The 20,883-nt window shown below is 62.0% G+C and carries 17 protein-coding genes; 1 reads left to right on the forward strand and 16 read right to left on the reverse strand.

The window, feature by feature from the left end; translation table 11 throughout:
• The first annotated feature begins 1 nt into the window (after position 1).
• Complete coding sequence (locus tag JJD66_RS18950; protein ID WP_200648751.1) at positions 2–5,173, forward strand: dermonecrotic toxin domain-containing protein; 5,172 nt, start codon at positions 2–4, stop codon at positions 5,171–5,173.
• Here JJD66_RS18950 and ureC read toward each other — a convergent pair.
• The 16 genes from ureC to JJD66_RS19030 form a co-directional block, all read right to left on the reverse strand.
• Complete coding sequence (gene ureC, locus JJD66_RS18955) at positions 5,170–6,870, reverse strand: urease subunit alpha (protein WP_200648752.1); 1,701 nt, start codon at positions 6,868–6,870, stop codon at positions 5,170–5,172. The genes JJD66_RS18950 and ureC overlap by 4 nt on opposite strands.
• 110 nt (positions 6,871–6,980) lie before the next feature.
• Positions 6,981–7,286: an urease subunit beta gene (locus JJD66_RS18960; protein WP_057702630.1), complete on the reverse strand. Its 306-nt coding sequence runs from the start codon at positions 7,284–7,286 to the stop codon at positions 6,981–6,983.
• Positions 7,283–7,816, reverse strand: a complete 534-nt coding sequence (locus tag JJD66_RS18965; protein WP_200648753.1) for a GNAT family N-acetyltransferase — start codon at positions 7,814–7,816, stop codon at positions 7,283–7,285. Before JJD66_RS18965 ends, JJD66_RS18960 begins: the two co-directional genes overlap by 4 nt.
• Before the next feature lie 5 nt (positions 7,817–7,821).
• On the reverse strand, positions 7,822–8,334 hold the full coding sequence (locus JJD66_RS18970) for a GNAT family N-acetyltransferase (RefSeq protein WP_105225580.1): 513 nt from the start codon (positions 8,332–8,334) through the stop codon (positions 7,822–7,824).
• 9 nt (positions 8,335–8,343) lie between these two features.
• Complete coding sequence (gene ureA / locus JJD66_RS18975) at positions 8,344–8,646, reverse strand: urease subunit gamma (RefSeq protein WP_003171437.1); 303 nt, start codon at positions 8,644–8,646, stop codon at positions 8,344–8,346.
• Between the two features lie 175 nt (positions 8,647–8,821).
• Positions 8,822–9,661 (reverse strand): urease accessory protein UreD, encoded by an 840-nt coding sequence (locus tag JJD66_RS18980; protein WP_200648754.1) that lies wholly within the window; start codon positions 9,659–9,661, stop codon positions 8,822–8,824.
• Positions 9,662–9,691: 30 nt separating this feature from the next.
• Positions 9,692–10,390, reverse strand: coding sequence for an urea ABC transporter ATP-binding subunit UrtE (urtE, locus tag JJD66_RS18985; RefSeq protein ID WP_200648755.1), 699 nt, complete (start codon positions 10,388–10,390; stop codon positions 9,692–9,694).
• Between the two features lie 139 nt (positions 10,391–10,529).
• Complete coding sequence (gene urtD / locus JJD66_RS18990) at positions 10,530–11,363, reverse strand: urea ABC transporter ATP-binding protein UrtD (protein ID WP_014716710.1); 834 nt, start codon at positions 11,361–11,363, stop codon at positions 10,530–10,532.
• Complete coding sequence (gene urtC, locus JJD66_RS18995; RefSeq protein ID WP_034126400.1) at positions 11,360–12,427, reverse strand: urea ABC transporter permease subunit UrtC; 1,068 nt, start codon at positions 12,425–12,427, stop codon at positions 11,360–11,362. The genes urtD and urtC overlap by 4 nt, the downstream gene beginning before the upstream one ends.
• On the reverse strand, positions 12,427–13,929 hold the full coding sequence (urtB, locus tag JJD66_RS19000; protein ID WP_200648756.1) for an urea ABC transporter permease subunit UrtB: 1,503 nt from the start codon (positions 13,927–13,929) through the stop codon (positions 12,427–12,429). Before urtB ends, urtC begins: the two co-directional genes overlap by 1 nt.
• A gap of 166 nt (positions 13,930–14,095) precedes the next feature.
• Positions 14,096–15,361, reverse strand: coding sequence for an urea ABC transporter substrate-binding protein (urtA, locus tag JJD66_RS19005; RefSeq protein ID WP_003188149.1), 1,266 nt, complete (start codon positions 15,359–15,361; stop codon positions 14,096–14,098).
• A gap of 194 nt (positions 15,362–15,555) precedes the next feature.
• Positions 15,556–16,917 (reverse strand): PepSY-associated TM helix domain-containing protein, encoded by a 1,362-nt coding sequence (locus tag JJD66_RS19010; protein WP_200648757.1) that lies wholly within the window; start codon positions 16,915–16,917, stop codon positions 15,556–15,558.
• A gap of 118 nt (positions 16,918–17,035) precedes the next feature.
• Positions 17,036–19,096, reverse strand: a complete 2,061-nt coding sequence (locus JJD66_RS19015; protein WP_200648758.1) for a TonB-dependent copper receptor — start codon at positions 19,094–19,096, stop codon at positions 17,036–17,038.
• Positions 19,097–19,189: 93 nt separating this feature from the next.
• Positions 19,190–19,588, reverse strand: coding sequence for a DUF2946 domain-containing protein (locus JJD66_RS19020; protein WP_200648759.1), 399 nt, complete (start codon positions 19,586–19,588; stop codon positions 19,190–19,192).
• A 10-nt stretch (positions 19,589–19,598) separates the two neighbouring features.
• Positions 19,599–20,081 (reverse strand): copper chaperone PCu(A)C, encoded by a 483-nt coding sequence (locus JJD66_RS19025; RefSeq protein WP_200648760.1) that lies wholly within the window; start codon positions 20,079–20,081, stop codon positions 19,599–19,601.
• A gap of 47 nt (positions 20,082–20,128) precedes the next feature.
• On the reverse strand, positions 20,129–20,521 hold the full coding sequence (locus JJD66_RS19030; RefSeq protein ID WP_200648761.1) for a DUF2946 domain-containing protein: 393 nt from the start codon (positions 20,519–20,521) through the stop codon (positions 20,129–20,131).
• Positions 20,522–20,883: the final 362 nt, after the last annotated feature.

Consider the following 20,883-nt stretch of genomic DNA (forward strand, 5'->3'; position numbering starts at 1 on the left):
CATGCCGGACTTTCAGGTCACCGACCCCGCCACTCCGCTTCCCGGTGAGCAGGGCCAACATTACGAGCTGATCAAACAGGCGATCCCCACTTGCCTGGTCAACAGTTCGCCCTCCCGTCGCAAGGCCCTCAAAGACACGCCGCCAGCCATTCCCCGCTGGTATGACGCTGCTTCCCAGGCGCACAAAGATCAGCTCAAAGTATTGCTGGACGCCCGTTGCGATTCGCTCAACGAACTGGAGAAAACCTTCAGTCACATACGCTCGGAGCAAGCGTTTGCCCAACCCTTGTTGGAAGCCAAGCTAAAGGCTATCGGCCACGAGCTGGACGTCAATCAAACCTGGTTGCGCCTGTATGTACCGGTCGAAGATGCCTTTGGCGTAAAGACCAGTGGCTTCAGGGTCAAAACGTTCTCCCTGCTGCACGCTGCCCTTGGCAACTTTGAGCAACGCGAGACTCGAGAGGGCTATTTCGACAGTGCCTCAGGTTTCATCACCCAACCGGACGTGCGCGATCATTTCGAGCGTCACACCACGACCCTGAAGATTCATGCGTTCACCCAGCTGTGCCGAGACCTGGACCTGGGCAAGCAGTACCAGGCTCACCTCAAGGCGCAGTTGAAACCTGACGACGCCGAGTCCCAGGCCGAACTGCGCGAGCGTTATGTCCGGCACCAGAAAGCCGCCTTCAAGGCGGCAGCGTACCTGGCGTTGCTCAAGGGCGACATTGGTGACAGCGATCACGCCTTGCTGATGCGGGTGGCGGCCGGGGAAAAACACATTCTCAGCGACGGCAAGCCCATCGGGTATCGCAGCCTGAGCCTGATGAACCTGCACCTGCATGATTGCCTGGTCATCGACGCTTGCGCCAAGCCTGGCTACACCTGCTGGGTCATCGTTTATATTCCCGATGACCCCGACCATCCCATCAAACGCTATGAAACCTTCAGTGACTTCAGCACTGCGTTGACCGAGCGCCTGCGCGCGAAAACCACCCAGGAAGCTGACCGCTCCCAAGGCTGGAAGGCTACGCCGAGCCAGCATTTTTTTGCCCGGTTCGTTGCCGACAAAGACCGCGCCTACTACTACAAACGGCTGACCGAACTGGTGCTGGATGCACCCCCCCAGCCGTTTGGCGCACAGGCCTTGCGATCGGAATGGGGGCGCCTGCTCACTTCTCCGTCCTTTGCCACGCCTTCGACACTGGGCGAACCACATCCCTACGTGCGCGTGCATGCCACTGCCCCTGAATTCAACATTCGCGCCCACACCCTGACGGACCTATGGCAAGTTGCAGACCTGTGGACCTATCGCCTGGGCAGCCTGCGTGCCCGCCTGTTCGAGAATGCGCGGCATCGTGCGGTGAGCACCGCCGATGTCGATGAGGCCTCGCGCTCACTGCGCGCCGCGCATTACATGAGTATTGGCCTGTTCGGTCTCAACCTGGTGGCCATGGCGGTGCCTCCGCTTGGCGTGCTGATGGCCGTGGCGATGGCCGGGCAAATGCTCTACGAAGTCATCGAAGGTGTTATCGAGCTGAGCGAAGGCGATCGCGAAGAGGGCTGGGCGCACATCACCGACGTGGTGGAAAACCTGGCGACGCTGGCGGTGCAGGCAGCCGTGGTGCACTTCACCGTGTCGCCGTTTATCGAGCAGCTCAAGGCCGTCACTCTCCCCAGTGGCAAGACTCGGCTGTGGAAACCCGACTTGTCGACCTATGAGCACACCGCGTCCCTACCTTCAGTGGCGGCGGATGAGCAAGGCCTGCACCGGCACAACGGCCAGACCGTGCTGCCATTGGAGGGTAAACGCTATGCCGTGCAGCAAGACCCGCTGACCGAGCAATACCGCATCCTCCATCCCACGCGCGCCGAGGCCTATCAACCGATATTGAAGAGCAACGGCGCTGGCCTCTGGAACCATGAAGTGGAACGCCCGCACACTTGGGAAGGCGCCACGTTGATGCGGCGATTGGGCTCGGTGACGGAGGGCTTCAGTGATGCCGAGTTGGAGCAGGTGCGCAGCGTGGCGGCGGTGAGTGAGGACGTGCTGCGCCGCGTGCATGTGGAAGGCGAGCCGGTACCGGCGATCCTGCTCGACACCCTGCGCCAGTTCAGGGCGTATCGCGATGCGGTAAGCGTCGCCGAGGGCATTCGCCAGGGCTCGCTCAGCAGCGCACTGTGCAGCTATGCCGCATCCCTGGCGGTGGAGTTGCCGGGATGGCCGGCGAGCAAGGCGATCGAGGCGTTTTCCGGCACCGAGTTGAGCGGGCCGTCGATCAAATACGGTAATCAGCAGGCCGCGGCGGCGGACACGGTGCAGGTCCACCGCGCTGAATTGATGAGCGGCCAGTTGCCCATACGCATTATCGAAGCGTTCAGCGAACCTCAGCGCGATGCTCTGGTGGGCAGTTACACCGCCCGCACACCCGAGGCGAGAACTGAGGCCCTGCAATTGAAACTCGAACAAAGGGCCATCGAGGTGCGCGAGCGGTTGATGAAGAGTATTTACCTCGAGCAGCAGCCACTCTCCGACACCGCGATTATGCTGATCCAGCGTGACTTCAGCGGTGTGCCGACGATTTTGGCGCGCGAAGTGCTGGCGGACGCGACGCCGACCGAGCGCGACACGATGAGCCGCGCCAAGCGTATTCCCCTGCGCCTCGCTGAAAAGGCGCGCCGGGCGCAGCAGCAAATGCGCCTGACCCTCGCGTATGAAGGCTTGTATCTCGATGCGTTGGCCGGCCCAGACACCGAAACCCTGGCCCTCCACACACTGTCGGCGCTGCCCGGCTGGTCGAACAATCTGCGCCTGGAAGTGCGCGAGGGCCGGTTTGAAGGCCCATTGCGTGCCAGTTTTGGCCCTCAGGAGGCGAGCAATCGCAAGGTCCTGGCACGCATGGAGGATGGGCGTTATCAAGCCTTTGATGAGCGCGGTCAGGATCTGCATGGCCTCAATGGTTTCTATGGCGCCTTGCAGCACGCGTTGACCGACGCCCATCGCAACGCGATTGGCCTGCCCCATGTCGGCCAGGGTGAGCAATTGAAGGGGTTGATCCAGCAACATGCATTAGGCCGAGCACCGTTGCGCAAAGCCTTGGGAATGTCGCCGGAAAAGCTGCCGTTTTTTCGACCGCCGAGCGTGTTGCCGGGCGAGCGTCGCGGCTATCCATTGAGCGGACGGGGTGGTACTGAGTGGGAAAAAATCACGCGCGAGCGGGTCCGCAGCCTGTACCCGGAAATCACCCGGGACGAAATGCTCGCCCTGATCAACGAGCGCGGCGCGCTGGATCTGAGCTGGCTGCGTGCGTTGGAGCAAGAGTACAAGACCCTGCAGTCCACCTTGCACAACTGGCTGAGGACACCGCCCCAAGGCATGGAAGCGTTCGGTGACCAGCAACGTCAGGTGCTGAGGGCCAGGCGCAAGATTTATACGGCGCTGGATGACGCCTGGAGAAAGGTTGGCCCAAGTCACTACGATCGAAATGGGCGCCTTTTGGGGCAGAAAATCGAATGGTTGGAAGAGGACCTGGCGCAGCAGCTCCGAACCTTGCCCGCACTGACTGCAAACTTCGACCATGTCAGCTACTTGGGCATTGTGGGAACCGAAGGCTCGCAGCTGACGGATGCGGATGTGCAGCCACTGCTCGCTAACTTTCGCGGTCTGCGTCGATTAGGGATCGAGGCCGCTCAACTGACACGCCTGCCGTCAGCCATCGAACAGATGCCGCATTTGCAGCGGTTGCATCTGGGCGGTAACAGTATTGTCCTTAAGCCTGAAGACGTCTTGCGCTTGAAAGATCGGGTGCATCTCAAAGAGTTGTTTTTGGAGATGAACCCACTCGGCTTGCCACCCGATGTCGGACGCATGACGCGCTTACAGACCTTGCTGCTCAATCACACAAGCCTGGAGGAGTGGCCTGCCAGTGTGTTCCGTGTGCCCAGGCCGGAGAATTTCATTCTGGATATGCGGGAGAACCCGATAGCGCGGATTCCCGAGTTCGCGCCGGGCTCGGATAAGGCACTGATTGTGGCGAAAACGTTCCTCACCCGTGAAGAGCTGACGCCTGAGCTGCTTGCTCAATTCAAACGGTACATCGAGGCCGCCGGCCGAGATCCGGATCGCCAATTGCCGAAAAGGGGGGCGCTCGACAGCGAGCAGTGGAAAACCGGTTATTCGGCGCAGGAATGGCCCTCCAGGCAAGTGTTATGGGACATGCTTGAAGGTTCGTTTGGCTCTGAGGGCTTTTTCAATGTTCTTCGTGCCGTCAGAAACTCCGGGGACTCGACAATCAGGGGCGGCGTATGGTTGCCGGAACTGACCGCCAAGGTCTGGCGCATACTTGAGGCGATGGGCGAAGACGCCGAATTGCGCGAGCAGTTGTTCCTGATGGCCCGGGACCCTGCGGCCTGCGTGGACGCCGGAGCTCAGATGTTCAATGCGATGGGCGTTGCCGTGCTGCATTGGTCGGCGTACTTCAGCGAGGACGTGGCCTCCGTGCGCAAAACGGTCTTCAACCTGGCCAGGGGCAAGTGGCGGCTCGATGAGTTGGGCCGTATCGCCCATGAGCGCGTGTCCCAACTGCAGGCCGACGGCGTCAAGTTTCCGGAGTACAACGCGCAAGGCGCACGCATCGATCATTACGATGCCCACGGCAATTTGATCGACGATATCGACGAAGTCGAAATCTACCTGGCGTACACAACGCCATTGGCAAACCGCCTGGACCTGCCCTGGCAATCGCGGAGCATGATGTTCCACGAGGAATATGTGACGGCGCCCATGGTCGAGGCGGCATTCAACCGCGTACAGCTACTGGACCAAGGCGAGCTGCTGCGTGGCAACCTGCTGGAGCAACCGATGTGGACCGACTTTCTGCAGCGTGCTCATCTAGCTGACTACGCGTCGATTGCCGCAAAGTTTGATGCACTGATTGACTATCAGGCCGCGCAGGAACAATGGGCCGCCGCAGCCAACCTCCCTGAGAGCGCGAGGCAGGCCCTGCGCCAAACCATCAGCCGGTCGGCCCAGCGCCTGGGCCGACCGGCTTCGGAAAGTGAACCGGGGCAACTGATGTCCCAGCAAGACTACGATGACACCTTTGGCCGCATCAATGCCGAACTGATCACCTTGAACCAGACGCTGACCGATCAAGCGATCAGCGCCGTCCTCTAGAACAGGAAGTATCGCTGGGCCATCGGCAACACCTCGGCCGGTTCGCACCACAGCAATTGACCGTCGGCCTTGACCTGGTAAGTCTGTGGATCTACCTCGATATCCGGCAGGTAATCGTTGTGGATCAGGTCGGTTTTCTGCACGTCGCGGCAACCCTTGACCACCGCGATCTGCTTCTTCAGGCCCAGGGTCTCGGGCAGTCCGGCCGCCTGCGCGGCCTGGCTGATAAACGTCAGGCTGGTGGCGTGCAGGGAGCTGCCGAAGCTGGCGAACATGGGGCGGTAATGCACCGGCTGCGGCGTCGGGATCGAGGCGTTGGCGTCGCCCATCAGGCTCGAAGCAATGGCGCCGCCCTTGAGGATCAGCGTGGGCTTGATGCCGAAAAACGCCGGGCGCCACAGCACCAGGTCGGCCCATTTGCCGACTTCGATGGAGCCGACGATATGGCTGATACCGTGGGTGATCGCCGGGTTGATGGTGTACTTGGCAATGTAGCGCTTGGCGCGGAAGTTATCGTTGCCCACGCCGTCGCCCGGCAGGGGGCCACGCTGTTTTTTCATCTTGTCGGCGGTCTGCCAGGTGCGTGTGATCACTTCGCCGACACGGCCCATGGCCTGGCTGTCGGAGCTGATCATCGAGAACGCGCCGAGGTCGTGCAGGATGTCTTCGGCGGCGATGGTTTCGCGGCGGATGCGGCTTTCGGCGAAGGCCACGTCTTCGGCAATGCTTGGGTCCAGGTGGTGACACACCATCAACATGTCCAGGTGTTCGTCGATGGTATTACGCGTGAACGGCCGCGTCGGGTTGGTGGAGCTGGGCAGCACATTGGGGAAGCCGCAGGCCTTGATGATGTCCGGTGCATGGCCGCCACCGGCACCTTCGGTGTGGTACGTGTGGATGGTGCGGCCCTTGAGCGCGGCGAGGGTGGTTTCGACAAAGCCCGACTCATTGAGGGTGTCACTGTGGATCGCCACCTGCACGTCGTAGGCATCGGCGACGCTCAGGCAGTTGTCGATGCTCGCGGGTGTGGTGCCCCAGTCTTCATGTAGCTTCAAGCCGATAGCACCGGCCTTGACCTGCTCGATCAGCGGCTCGGGCAAACTGGCGTTGCCCTTGCCGGTAAAGCCAATGTTCATCGGGAACGAATCGCTGGCCTGCAGCATCCGCGCAAGGTGCCACGGGCCGGAAGTGCAGGTGGTGGCGTTGGTGCCGGTGGCCGGCCCCGTGCCGCCGCCGATCATGGTGGTGACGCCGCTGGTCAGGGCCTCTTCGATCTGCTGTGGGCAAATGAAATGCACGTGGGAGTCGATGCCGCCGGCGGTGAGGATCATGCCTTCCCCGGCGATCACTTCGGTGCTCGCGCCGATGGCCATGGTCACGCCGGGCTGGATGTCCGGGTTGCCGGCTTTGCCAATCGCGTGGATGCGGCCATTCTTCAAGCCGACGTCGGCCTTGACGATGCCCCAGTGGTCGATGATCAATGCGTTGGTGATCAGCGTGTCGACCACTTCATGGGCGAGCAATTGGCTCTGGCCCTGGCCGTCACGGATCACCTTGCCGCCGCCGAATTTGACCTCTTCGCCGTAGACGGTGAAGTCCTGCTCGACTTCGACGAACAGTTCGGTGTCGGCCAGGCGCACCTTGTCACCGAGGGTGGGGCCGTACATGTCGGCGTAGGCTTGGCGGGTGATTTTCATGTGTGTGCCCTGAAGAATAGGTGTTGAATGTGAAATCGCTATCGCAGGCAAGCCAGCTCCCACAGGGATTGCATTCCAATTGTGGGAGCTGGCTTGCCTGCGATGAGGCCCTAAAGGTCGCCCATGACTCGCCCTGCAAACCCAAATACCCGCCGCCCACCACCCAAATCCACCAACTCCACCTCCCGACGCTGCCCCGGCTCAAACCGCACCGCCGTGCCCGCCGGAATATTAAGGCGCATGCCACGGCTGGCCGCCCGGTCAAACTCCAGTGCGTCATTGGTCTCGAAAAAGTGGTAATGCGAGCCCACCTGGATCGGCCGGTCGCCGCAGTTGGCCACGCTGAGGGTGACGGTGCGGCGGCCGACATTCAGTTCGATCTCGCCAGGCTGGATCTGATATTCACCAGGAATCATGCAGGTTGCCCCAGGGTCTTGAAGTAGATGGCGGTCGGGCTGTAACGCCCGTCCGGGCTTTGGCAATAGTCGGGCAGTTCACCGAGCTTGGTGTAGCGCAGCGACTGGTAAAAGGCTTCGGCGCCGGAGCCGGCCTCGGTGTCCAGGTACAGCAGGCCACGCTTGTGCTGGCGCGCGGCGAGTTCCAGGGTATTCATCAATTGCTGGCCCAGGCCATGGCGACGGGCGCTGCTGTGCACCAGCAACTTTTGCACCTCGGCGCGGTTCAGGCCGTTGGCTTTCTGGCACAACGCCAATTGCACGCTGGCGATCACCTGCTCGTCGCGCACCACCACCCACAGCAGCAGGCTGGTGTCCTCGACGCCGGCTTGCACGCCGGTCAGGTAGTCCCGGGCCTGGGCCTCATCGAAATCGGCCATGAAGCCCACCGAAGCGCCGTGCTGCACCGCGTCCATCAACAGCTCGATCAAGCCCCGGCGGTAATGGGCAAAGCTTTCAGCATTGACTCGACGCAGTTGTGCAGCGCTCATCGATCTCACTCCTGGGGCGGTTCGGCGCCCGGATTCAACGTCAGTTGCATAAAGGTCAGGTCCAGCCAGCGGCCGAACTTGATGCCCACTTGCGGCATTTGCCCGGTAGTCACGAAGCCCAGGCGCTCATGCAGGCTGATCGAGGCCAGGTTGCCGCTTTCGATGGCGGCGACCATAACGTGCTTGCCGCAGCTGCGGGCGCGCTCGATCAGGGCCTGCATCAGGCGTGGGCCGAGGCCTTTGCCGCGCTGGTCATTGCGCACGTATACCGAGTGTTCCACGCTATAGCGGAAGCCTTCGAAGGGGCGCCAGTCGCCGAATGAGGCGTAGCCGGTGACTTCGTCGTTGTCCACCGCGACCAGGATCGGGTACTGCTGCGCCTGGCGCGCACTGAACCAGGCCTGGCGGTTGGCGAGGTCCACCGGTTGCTCGTTCCAGATCGCCGTGGTGTTCAATACCGCGTCGTTGTAGATGGCGCGGATCGCCGGCAGGTCGTGTTCGGTTGCATCACGAATCATGGCTGCGCCTCAGGCAATGGGCTGGTGGACGGTGACCAGCTTGGTACCGTCGGGGAACGTGGCTTCCACCTGGATATCCGGGATCATTTCCGGGATACCTTCCATAACCTGTTCGCGGCTGAGCAGCGTGGTGCCGTAGTGCATCAGGTCGGCCACGGTGCGGCCATCGCGGGCGCCCTCCATCAGGGCGGCGGAGATATAGGCGATGGTCTCCGGGTAGTTGAGCTTCACTCCGCGTGCCAGGCGCCGTTCGGCGACCAGGCCTGCGGTGAAGATCAGCAGTTTGTCTTTTTCCCGTGGGGTCAGGTCCATGGTTCAAGGTCCTTCATAAAATTCATTCTTAAATACATAGAAGATCCCATGTGAGGCTGATTTATGTGGGAGCTGGCTTGCCTGCGATACAGGCGACTCGGTGTTTCTGATGTACCGAGGTGATGCCATCGCAGGCAAGCCAGCTCCCACAGGGGCAGACTCCACAGTTTGATCTTCATGTGCTCCAGATTCTTGGTGATATCGCTTCCCTGCCGAGTACGGCCGGTCGCAAAAGCTGCCATAGATCAATCAACCACCCCCGCGCCAGCAGCGCTTCACTGGCCAAACAACGCGCCACCAGTAAGCCAGGCAATTGGGTCAAATCCCCGCGCACCGCATGGGGCAGTGAGCGGCATTGCTCAAGCAGTTCAGGGTCGATCTCGCCGGTCACCAGCAACGTGGCAAACACCGGTTGCCCATCCAGCCCGATAGGCGAATCCAGCAATCCATCGGCGCCCACAATGCGCTGGCGCTCATGCCAGAGCAACTGGCCGTCGCGGCGAATGTCCAGGTGCGATTGAAAGTGGCCCAGGTCGAACCGTTCGCCACTGGCCGGGCGGCCCAGGGCGACCACATCCCAGTAGAACAACCGCGCATCGCCCGACAGCTCCACTCGTGTGGTCAATTCGGCCTGGGCGGCGCTGAATACGATGGTTTCCTGGGGCAGCCATTCCAGCGTCGCGCCGGCCTCGACGGTCAACTTGACGTGTTGAAACGCCGGGCCGCTAGCGCGGTACCACTTGGCGGCGCCGGGGCTGGTCAGTTGTGCCCAGGCACCCGTGCCCACATGGGCGCTGATGTCCAGGCGATCGCCACCGGCAATCCCGCCGGGCGGGTGCACGATGATGTGCTGGCATACCTCGGGGCCTTCGGCGTACAGGTGTTTTTGCACCCGCAGCGGGCCAAGGTGGCGGCGCAGCACCGGGCGCGTGGTGTCATTGACACGCGCGTAGCCGAGTTCCAGCTCGGCGTGCCAGCTGGGCGTGAACAGGGCAGGGGTAACGGGCAGGTTCATGGCGTGTGCTTATCGTTAGGAGGCTACAGATTAGATGGTTACCAGCCCACGCACACCTTCGCGTTCCATATTTTCACCACGGCCCTGCTGCACGATTTCGCCACGGGACATCACCAGGTACTGGTCAGCCAGTTCAGCGGCAAAGTCATAGAACTGCTCCACCAACAGGATCGCCATATCGCCGCGCGCCGCGAGCTTCTTGATCACCGCGCCGATTTCCTTGATCACCGACGGCTGGATGCCTTCGGTGGGCTCATCGAGAATCAACAGGCGCGGGCGGCTCGCCAGGGCACGGCCAATCGCCAACTGTTGCTGCTGGCCGCCGGACAAGTCGCCGCCACGTCGATGCTTCATTTGCAGCAACACCGGGAACAGTTCGTAGATGAAGGCCGGCACCTCTTTGGCTTCGGACCCGGGGAAACGCGACAGTCCCATCAGCAGGTTTTCTTCTACGGTCAGCCGCCCGAATATCTCCCGGCCCTGGGGCACGTAGGCGATGCCGGCATGTACGCGCTGGTGCGGCTTGAAGCCGGTGATGGCCTTGCCTTCCCAGTTCACTGCGCCTTCCTTGGCCGGCAGCAGGCCCATCAGGCACTTGAGCAGGGTGGTCTTGCCCACGCCGTTACGCCCGAGCAGGCAGGTGACTTCGCCGATCTTCACGTCAAAAGACAGCCCGCGCAGGATGTGGCTACCGCCGTAGTACTGGTGCAGCTTGTCGACTTGCAGCATTCTCAAAACCTCCTCAATCCCCCTGCGGGAACCGGATCAACTGTGGGAGCTGGCTTGCCTGCGATGCAGGCGACCCGGTGTATCAGGTACACCGCTATCGCAGGCAAGCCAGCTCCCACATAAGCCGTTCGTGTCAGCGTTAGCGGCCGAGGTAAACCTCGATCACCCGCTCGTTTTCCTGCACTTGTTCCAGCGACCCTTCGGCCAACACGCTGCCCTGGTGCAACACGGTGACATGGTCGGCAATCGAGCCGACAAAGCCCATGTCGTGCTCCACCACCATCAGCGAGTGCTTGCCGGCCAGGCGCTTGAACAGTTCGGCGGTAAATTCGGTTTCGGCGTCGGTCATGCCGGCCACCGGTTCGTCGAGCAGCAACAGTTGCGGGTCTTGCATCAGCAGCATGCCGATTTCCAGGAACTGCTTCTGGCCGTGGGACAGCAAGCCGGCGGGGCGATGCACCGAGGCGGTGAGGCGGATGGTGTCGAGCACTTCCTCGATGCGGTCCTTCTGTTCCCCGTTCAGGCGCGCACGCAGGCTGGCCCACACCGACTTGTCGGTCTTCTGCGCCAGCTCGAGGTTTTCGAACACGCTGAGGGCTTCGAACACCGTGGGTTTCTGGAACTTGCGCCCGATGCCGGCCTGGGCGATCTGCACTTCGCTCATGCGGGTCAGGTCCAGGGTCTCGCCAAACCAGGCCTTGCCGTGGCTGGGCCGGGTCTTGCCGGTGATCACGTCCATCAGCGTGGTCTTGCCCGCGCCGTTGGGCCCGATGATGCAGCGCAATTCGCCAACGCCGATGTACAGGTTCAGGTCGTTGAGGGCCTTGAAACCGTCGAAGCTGACGCTGATATCTTCCAGGGTCAAAATGGTGCCGTGCCGGGTGTTGAGCCCTTTGCCCGCGACCTGGCCGATGCCAATCGCATCGCGGCCGCTGCCTGCGTCGAAAATAGGTTCAAGCATGACGTTCCTCATTTCTTCAGCAGGCCGATAACGCCCTTGGGCAGGTACAGGGTGACGATGATGAACAGCGCTCCCAGGAAGAACAGCCAGTACTCGGGGAAGGCCACGGTGAACCAGCTCTTCATGCCATTGACCACACCGGCGCCGAGCAACGGCCCGATCAACGTGCCACGCCCGCCCAGCGCTACCCACACAGCGGCTTCGATGGAGTTGGTCGGTGACATTTCGCTGGGGTTGATGATGCCCACCTGCGGCACATACAGCGCACCGGCAAGGCCGCACAACACTGCGCTCAACACCCACACGAACAGCTTGAAACCGCGTGGGTCGTAACCGCAGAACATCAGGCGGTTCTCGGCATCGCGCAGGGCGGTGAGCACACGCCCGAACTTGCTTTTCGCCAGGCGCCAGCCGATGTAGAGGCTGGCCACCAGCAACAGCACCGTGGCGAAAAACAACACCGCCCGGGTGCCAGGTTCAGTGATGCCAAAACCTAAGATGCTGCGGAAGTTGGTAAAGCCGTTGTTGCCGCCGAACCCGGTCTCGTTGCGAAAGAACAACAGCATCCCCGCGAACGTCAGGGCCTGGGTCATGATCGAGAAATACACGCCCTTGATCCGCGAGCGGAAGGCGAAGAAACCGAACACCAAGGCCAGCACACCGGGGGCCAGTACGACCAGGCACAACGCCCAGAGGAAGTGGTCGGTGCCAGCCCAATACCAGGGCAATTCGGTCCAGGACAAAAAGGTCATGAACGCCGGCAACTCGCTGCCTGCCGCCTGGCGCATCAAGTACATGCCCATGGCGTAGCCGCCCAGGGCAAAGAACAAGCCGTGGCCCAGGGACAACATCCCGGCGTAACCCCACACCAGGTCCAGCGCCAGGGCGACGATGGCGTAACAGAGAATCTTGCCTACCAGTGTCAAGGTGTAGGCCGATACATGCAGCGGGTTGTCGGCAGACAATAGTGAACACAGGGGCAACGCCAGCAGCAGGAGCAGGATGACTGCACCGACTGCAATCGTGACTTTGGGGCCGGCCTTTTGCGTGGCCGTAAGCATCAATGGCTGGTTCATCAGTCGATCACCCGTCCTTTCAGTGCGAAGAGTCCTTGCGGGCGTTTCTGGATAAACAGAATGATCAGCGCGAGGATCAGGATCTTGCCGAGCACGGCGCCGATCTGGGGTTCGAGGATTTTGTTGGCGATTCCTAAGCCAAAGGCGGCCATGACACTGCCGGCCAACTGGCCGACGCCGCCGAGCACCACCACCAGGAACGAGTCGATGATGTAGCTCTGGCCCAGGTCCGGGCCGACGTTGCCGATCTGGCTCAGCGCCACGCCGCCCAAACCTGCGATACCGGAGCCGAGGCCAAAGGCGAGCATGTCCACGCGCCCGGTGGGCACGCCGCAGCAGGCGGCCATGTTGCGGTTCTGGGTGACGGCGCGCACGTTCAGACCCAGGCGCGTCTTGTTCAGCAGCAGCCAGGTGAGCACCACCACGAACAGCGCGAAGGTAATGATCACGATGCGGTTGTACGGCAGCACCAGGTTGGGCAGTACCTGGATGCCGCCAGACAGCCAGGCCGGGTTCGACACTTCGACGTTCTGCGCGCCGAACACCAGACGCACCAGCTGGATCAGCATCAGGCTGATGCCCCAGGTGGCGAGCAGAGTTTCCAGGGGGCGGCCATACAAGTGACGGATGACTGTGCGTTCCAGCGCCATGCCGATGGCCGCGGTGACAAAAAACGCCACCGGCAACGCGATCAACGGGTAGAACTCGATGGCCTGGGGCACATAGCGCTGCATCATCAACTGCACCACATAAGTGGAGTAGGCGCCGAGCATCAGCATCTCGCCGTGGGCCATGTTGATCACGCCGAGCAGGCCGAAGGTGATCGCCAGGCCCAGGGCCGCCAGCAGCAGGATCGAGCCCAGGGACATGCCGCTGAACGCCTGGCCGAGGATCTCACCCATCATCAGTTTGCGTTTGACCTGGGCCAGGCTGGTTTCAGCGGCGGTGTGTACGGCGGCGTCGGCTTCCACGCCTGGCGCCAGCAGCGCTTCTAGGCGCGTGCGGGCCAGCGGGTCGCCGGTGCTGCCGAGCAAGCGCACGGCCGCCAGGCGTACCACCGGGTCGGGGTCGACCAGTTGCAGGTTGGCCAGGGCGAGGCTCAGGGCGCTGTGCACCTGCTCATCCGTTTCGGCAGCGACCTGCTGGTCGAGGAATTTAAGTTGTGCAGGCACCGCGCTTTTTTGCAGGGTGCGCGCTGCCTCCAGGCGCACCTTGGGGTCGGCGGCGAGCAGTTGCTGGCTGGCTTGCACGTTATTGATCAAACCGCGCAGGCGGTTGTTCAGGCGCACGGTCTTGGTTTCGCCGTTGAGCATGAGTTGGCCTTGCTCAAGGGCATCCACCAACTCGATACGCGTTGGGTCGGGGTGGGCGGCCCAGTCCTGCAGGAGTTTGGCTTGCTGCACCGGGTTGGCGGCAAGGAAGTCTTCGGCGTCGCTGGCATGTGCGCCAAAGGGCAGCAACAGCAGCAGGGCGAGGATGAGGCGGTGGAGGGCAGTGGGCATATAAAAATGTCCTGGTCATGCGGGGACAGTGTGGGAGCAGGCTGTGTGTAAGAGCTGGCTTGCCTGCGATGGCATCGCTGCGGTGTGTCAGGCACACCGAGTTGTTTGCATCGCAGGCAAGCCAGCTCCCACAGTGACCATGTCCCACATTCGAGCTGTGGGGGCGTTAGTTGCTCTTCACGGCATAGTCCGGTTTTTTGTCATTGCCCGGAATGTAAGGGCTCCATGGCTGTGCACGAATCGGCGCTTCGGTCTGCCACACCACCGAGAACTGCCCGTCGGCCTGGATCTCACCGATCATCACCGGCTTGTGCAGGTGGTGGTTGGTCTTGTCCATCGTCAGGGTGAAGCCCGACGGCGCGGCGAAGGTCTGGCCGCCCAGGGCTTCACGCACTTTGTCGACGTCAGTGGACTTGGCTTTTTCCGCCGCCTGCGCCCACATATGAATGCCCACATAGGTGGCTTCCATCGGGTCGTTGGTCACGGCTTTGTCGGCGCCCGGCAGGTTGTGTTTCTTGGCGTAGGCTTTCCAGTCGGCCACGAACTTCTGGTTCACCGGGTTTTCCACCGACTGGAAGTAGTTCCAGGCCGCGAGGTTGCCCACCAGTGGCTTGGTGTCGATGCCGCGCAGTTCTTCTTCACCCACCGAGAACGCCACCACCGGTACCTCGGTGGCTTTCAAGCCTTGGTTGGCCAGTTCTTTGTAGAACGGTACGTTGGAGTCGCCATTGACGGTGGAGACCACCGCGGTCTTGCCACCGGCGGAGAACTTCTTGATGTTGGCGACGATGGTCTGGTAATCGGCGTGGCCGAACGGGGTGTAGACCTCCTCGATGTCTTTATCCGCCACGCCTTTGGAATGCAGGAACGAGCGCAGGATCTTGTTGGTGGTGCGCGGGTACACGTAGTCGGTGCCGAGCAGGAAGAAACGCTTGGCGCTGCCGCCTTCTTCGCTCATCAGGTATTCCACCGCCGGGATCGCCTGCTGGTTCGGAGCCGCACCGGTATAGAACACGTTGGGCGACATCTCTTCGCCTTCGTACTGCACCGGGTAGAACAGCAAGCCGTTGAGTTCTTCGAACACCGGCAGTACGGATTTACGCGACACCGAGGTCCAGCAGCCGAACACCACGGCCACCTTGTCCTGGGTCAACAGTTGCCGACCTTTCTCGGCGAACAGCGGCCAGTTGGACGCCGGGTCCACCACCACCGGTTCGAGCATCTTGCCGTTCACCCCGCCCTTGGCGTTGATCTCGTCGATGGTCATCAGCGCCATGTCTTTGAGCGAGGTTTCGGAGATCGCCATGGTCCCGGACAGCGAGTGCAGGATGCCGACCTTGATGGTCTCGGCGGCCTGGACGGTCCAGGTCAAACCCATGGCGGCAATGGATGCCGACAAAGTGAAAGCCTTGATCAAGCTGCGACGCTTCATGGTGCGATCTCCGTGTACCGATAATTGTTGTGGGGCAGATACACAGGGCTTTGCAAGGGCTGTGCCTGCTACGCCAGACACGGGTTTACCGGCGGGTTCGGGAGGTAAAGCCGCTCCGTGGCGCACCAGGTTGGCGCCACGGAGGCCGTTGAGTGCACGGCAGGCTTCAAAAGAGGGCGTTGCGCGACAATGCTTCAGGCGGTTGCGCTGATGCGTGACAGCAACAAGCGATCCAGCGCCCACACCAGGACCAACGAAGCCCCTACCAACGGGAAAATGATCGCCAGCCCGAGCATGATCGCCATCGCGGTTTTCCACTTGGGCAGGTCATGGCGCAGCGGCGGTACACCTAGCCCGCCTTGTGGCCGGCGCTTCCACCAGATCACCACGCCGCTGACCGCGCTGAGCAGAATCATCAGGCAGATCACCAGCACGATCAGTTGGTTGACCCAGCCGAACATCTTGCCCTCGTGCAGCATCACGCCGGTTTCGGTGGCGCGTGCGACCAGGTTGTAATGATCCCAGCGCACATCGGCCAGGACCTTGCCGGTGTACTGGTCCACGTGCAGGGTGGCGTCGTTGCGCGGGTCGTCGGCGAACACCGCGACGGTGAATACACCAGTGGCGGTGGTGGGGAAGGTAATGCTGTAGCCGGGCTCGACCTTGCGTGCGTTGGCCAGGTCGACCACCTTTTGCAGACGCACCGTGGGTGCGGCCGGGCCGGCGTGCATTGCGCCGTGATTCATATGCTCGGCGTGGTCGCCGGACATTGGCATCGGCGTGTTTTCCAGGGCCCAGGGCACGGTCTGCTGGGTGGCGGTGTTGAGCACACGGGCCTGCTGGTCGGACTGCGGCACGTTGTTCCACATCGCGGCTGGGAAGGTGTTCCACAAGTCGGCGTATTGCTTGCCCCAGAAGCCGGTCCAGGTCATGCCGCTGAGCAGCATCACCAGCAGGAACGCTGCGCCCCAGAACCCGGCGACTGCGTGCAGGTCACGCCAGAGCACCCGACCACGGGTATTGAAGCGAGGCCACAGAATGCCTGCAGGTGACTTGCCGCGCGGCCACCACAGGTACAGGCCGGATACCACCAGCATCACGCCCCAGCCGGCGGCCAATTCGATCAGGCGATCGCCAACGGTGCCGATCATCAGTTCGCCGTGCAGGGCGCGGACGATGGCTTGCAGGTTGTTGTTTGCGTCCTGCTCACCGAGGACGGTACCGCGATAGGGGTCGATGAACACCGTCACTTCGTGGGCGTCGTTGCGCATCACGAACTGCGCGCTGCGAGTGGCATCGGCAGGGGGCAGGTATTTGCTGATCGCGGCGTGGGGGTAGGCGGCCTGGGCGCGCTGCAGTTGCTCGTCGGCGCTCAGCGCGTGTTCGGCGGCGGGCACGGTGAGCAGGTGGCCGTACATCAGCGGGTCGAGCTGGGGTTTGAACAGGTAGATGATGCCGGTGAGGGCCAGCAGCACCATGAAGGGGGCGACGAAGAGGCCGGCGTAAAAGTGCCAGCGCCAGGCCAGGTTGTAGAAGGAAATTTTTTGTATGGTCATCGGGTGCTCCGCATAAGGCTTTTGATTTTTCTTGGTCTGTTACACCGTCATCGCAGGCAAGCCAGCTCCCACAGGGGACTGTAATCCACCTGTGGGCGCAGGCTTGCCTGCGATGCTTTTAGAAGCTCATGTCCACCTTGGTCCAGAGCGTACGCCCGGGTTCCTTGATGGCCTGCGGGTCGTTGGCTGGGTAACCGAAGCCTGCGTTACCGGCCAGATTCAGATGCTCGGCATAAGCCTTGCCGAACAGGTTGTCGACCCCGGTACTGACCTTGAAGTGCTTGTTGATGCGGTATGCCGCGTTCAGCGAGAACACGCCGAAGCCGCCACTCTTGTCGTAGTCTTTGCCGACCACGTTGCCTTTGTTCGGGTCGATACGGTGTTGCGCTGCAACCACCCGCCACAAGGCGCCGGCGCTCCAGTCGTCCTCGCTGTAAGTCAGGCCCAGGCGCGTGTCCAACGGTGGCATTTGTGGCAGGGCCTTGCCGTCGCTGCTGTTCTTGCCCCAGGCATAGGCGAGGCTGGCGTCGGCTTTCCAATGCTGGGTCAGCTTGTACGCCGCGCCCAATTCGCCGCCCATGATACGTGCGTCCACATTGCGCGCCTGGGAGGTGGTGCCCATCATGCCGGGCCTGTAGTCAAACAGGATGAAGTCGCGCACCTGGCCGACATAGCCCGACACCCAGGCTTCCAGGTCGGCGCTCTTGTACTGGGCACCGAAGTCGAGCTGGGTGGTTTTCTCGGGCTTCACGCCGTCGAAGGCATTCACCGAACCGGCCGCGCCGGTGTTGGGGGAAAACAGCTCCCAGTAATCCGGGAAACGTTCCGCGTGGCCCAGGCCGGCATACAGCGTGGTGGGGCTGTCCGCCAGGTCGTGCTCATAACGCACAAAGCCCGAGGGCAATGTATCGGCGCGGGTGTCGCCGGCGGTCGGGTTCGGGCGCGACATCATTCCCGAGCCGGTGCGTTGACGGAAGTCCTTGGCCGAGGCGCGGTCCAAGCGCGCGCCGGTGATCAGGCGATCGTTGTCGGCGGCGTACCAGGTCAGTTCGCCGAACACACCGTAGTTGTGGAAATTGGCGTCCTTGTTGCGCGGCAAATCCTTATACGTGTCGATGCCCATGCTGCTGCGCGCACGGTGTTCATTGGTCTGCGCATCCAGGCCGCTGATCAATTGCACATCCGCCCAGCGCCAGGTGGCCTTGATGCGTGCGCCAAGGGTGCGGCGGTCGACGTTGGACGCCATGGGGCCCGCCATCATGCCGGTGCCCGAAGGGACACGCAGGCTGTAGTTGTCCATCACATGGTCGGCGTAGTTGTAGTAGACCTGGGCCTCGACCTTATCCAGCACCTCGCCGATATTGGATTTCTCGAAACGCAGCCCCAGGCTTTCGCGCAGGAACTGCGAGCCGTCCATGCCGCGCCCGGCGTAGCGCGCCTCGCCATCACCACGGCCTGCGGTGAGTTCCAGCAGGGTGTCGGCATCGGGCGTGAAGCCCACAGCCACGTCACCGTTCCACTTGTCATAGCGCGAGGCGACGGTGTCGTTGTTGCCGTCCTTGTAGTCGTCGGCATGGGCCTGGTTGCCGATCACGCGCACATAGCCCAATGGGCCGCCGGCAGCGGCATCGATGACCTTGTCGAAACGCCCGTTGGAACCGGCCAATACGCTGGCGTTGACCCGCGTGCCCAGCTCGCCGAATTGCTCCGGCTCACGCTCGAACAGGATGGTGCCCGCTGACGCGCCCGGGCCCCAGAGCACGGTTTGCGGGCCTTTGATCACGGTGAGCTTGTCGTAGGTTTCCGGCGAAATATACGAAGTTGGCGCATCCATGCGGCCTGGGCAGGCGCCGAGCATCATGCCGCCGTTGGTGAGGATATTCAGGCGCGAGCCGAACATGCCGCGCAGCACCGGGTCGCCATTGGTGCCGCCGTTGCGCACTAGGGCGAAGCCGGGGATGGTCTTGAGGTAGTCGCCGCCATCGCTGGCGGGCACCGGTTGGCGAGGGTCTTTGGGGTTGGTGACCACGGTCAGCGGTGAGCTGGGGGCGATCGCGGTGATGACGGTGGGGCTCAGCTCATGCTCGTCGGCGTGAGCGTGGCCAGCCAATAGTGCGCCGCATAAGGCGGTGAGCAGGGCAGTACTTCCCAAACGGGTGTCAGCAGAAAACCTGGACATGACAAATTCCATCAATCAATCGTAAACAACACGGCCAGCAGCCTGCGGCTGTCTGTCTAAAATCGGCCGGGGTGAAGTAGCGCGGTGAAAGGCTTACGAAACGATGGGCGGCGCGCGGCTGCGGGCGCCGGGGAAGATGCTCTGCCGGGCATGGCCCAGGCGCGTGGCGGGGGTGAGGGCGTTGGCGGGCGGCGGGGTGCCGAGGGTTGCGTAGCAGACGCTGCCGGGCAGGGCCGGGCAACTGAACAGCAGGCTGCAATAGCCGCATTTTTCCCAGAGAACATGATGCTCGTCGGGGGCTTTGCTGTGCTGCGCAGGTTCACCATGGCAGTTGGGCATGTCCATGGTCATGGACATGCTGGCGTGATGATCCATCGGCATCGCTTGGGAAATCAGCGGACCGATAAAAATCATCAGCATGGCGAACAGGCTGATCCAACTGCCGCGCATCAGGCGGCGGTGGGGAGACAACCTGGCGCGAGGGGCGCCCATCGAGGTTGGCTTACTGGGCGTGCATGTGCTCGTGGCCGGCCATCGGTGGCATTCTCTGTACCGACACTTGCACCTCGACCTTGCCGGCTTTTTCGAAGGTCAGGGTCAGAGGGAATTGCTTGCCATCGGCCAACAGGCTGCGGTCTTTGAGGCCCAGCAGCATCACGTGGTAAGCCATCGGCGCGAAGGTCAGCTCACCCTTGGCCGGTACGGCAACGCTGGGTACTTGCTGCATCTTCATCAAATCGCCTTGCATCACGTGCTCATGCAGCTCGGCTTTTTCGGCAACGCTGGTTTCAACGCTGAGCAGGCGATCCGGGGCCGCCCCGGTGTTATGAATTACAAAGTAGGCGGCGACGGTAGGCGCATTCGGTGGCAACTCCTGAGACCAGGGGTCGCTCACCAGCAAATCGCCGGCCTTGTAGTCATCGGCATTGGCAGCACTGAACACCGGCAGCAGCAACGCAGCCAGAAGCAGGGAAGATTTAAGCATGGCAGTTCTCCAGAACGGTTCTAAACGCAGTTCACTTGCGAAGAAGCTCAGACCGTTGGAGAGGCGCGCGGATTAAGGCTTGGCCATTGCTGGCGTGGCGTAGGATTTTGCAATAAGCGCGGCGGCAAGTTCTGCACCGCCTCGAAGCGCGTCACATACAACTGCGGCACATGCCCCGGCAACGCCACCAACGGCGCCGAACCCGAGCAACACCAGCAATGCTGCATGGCGGAATGATCGTCCGGCGGTGCGGGAATTTCCAGCTTGCCCAGGGCAATCGCCTTGAGGCTCGCGCCATTGGACGAACAGAACCCGCCCCACATCAGACGCTTGACCGGGTCATCCGTCTGCTGCATTGCACTGGCCAACGGCATGGCAAACGCATTGAACAGCACTGCTAGGCAGGCGATCCAGGCAATTGCAAAGCGTTGACGGGCCATGGCGGATAATCCGTAGGGTTAAACGATCAGGCGGGTATTTAGCCTGATCGGGGGGGATAAGTAAAAAGGGCGGGTGTGGTTTGGTGTCGCAGTGTTGGGTTTGAGGATAGACGAGAACGGCCGCTTGCCAACTTTGCAGAAGGGACGCGGCGCACCAGGCGACGCTGAACACTGTGGGAGCGGGCTTGCTCGCGAAAGCGGTGTGTCAGTCGCTGGATGTTTTGACCGACACACTGCCTTCGCGAGCAAGCCCGCTTGTATGCTAGGACTTGAAGGGAGGAGAAGGGACAAAGCCCGATTCTGACTGTTGACGCAGTACAGACCGTGGGAGATTTCGCCCCTCCTCCTTTCACCCAAGCGCC

This window comes from Pseudomonas sp. MF6751 (assembly GCF_016613265.1).
Classification (GTDB): Bacteria; Pseudomonadota; Gammaproteobacteria; order Pseudomonadales; family Pseudomonadaceae; genus Aquipseudomonas; species Aquipseudomonas fluorescens_BV.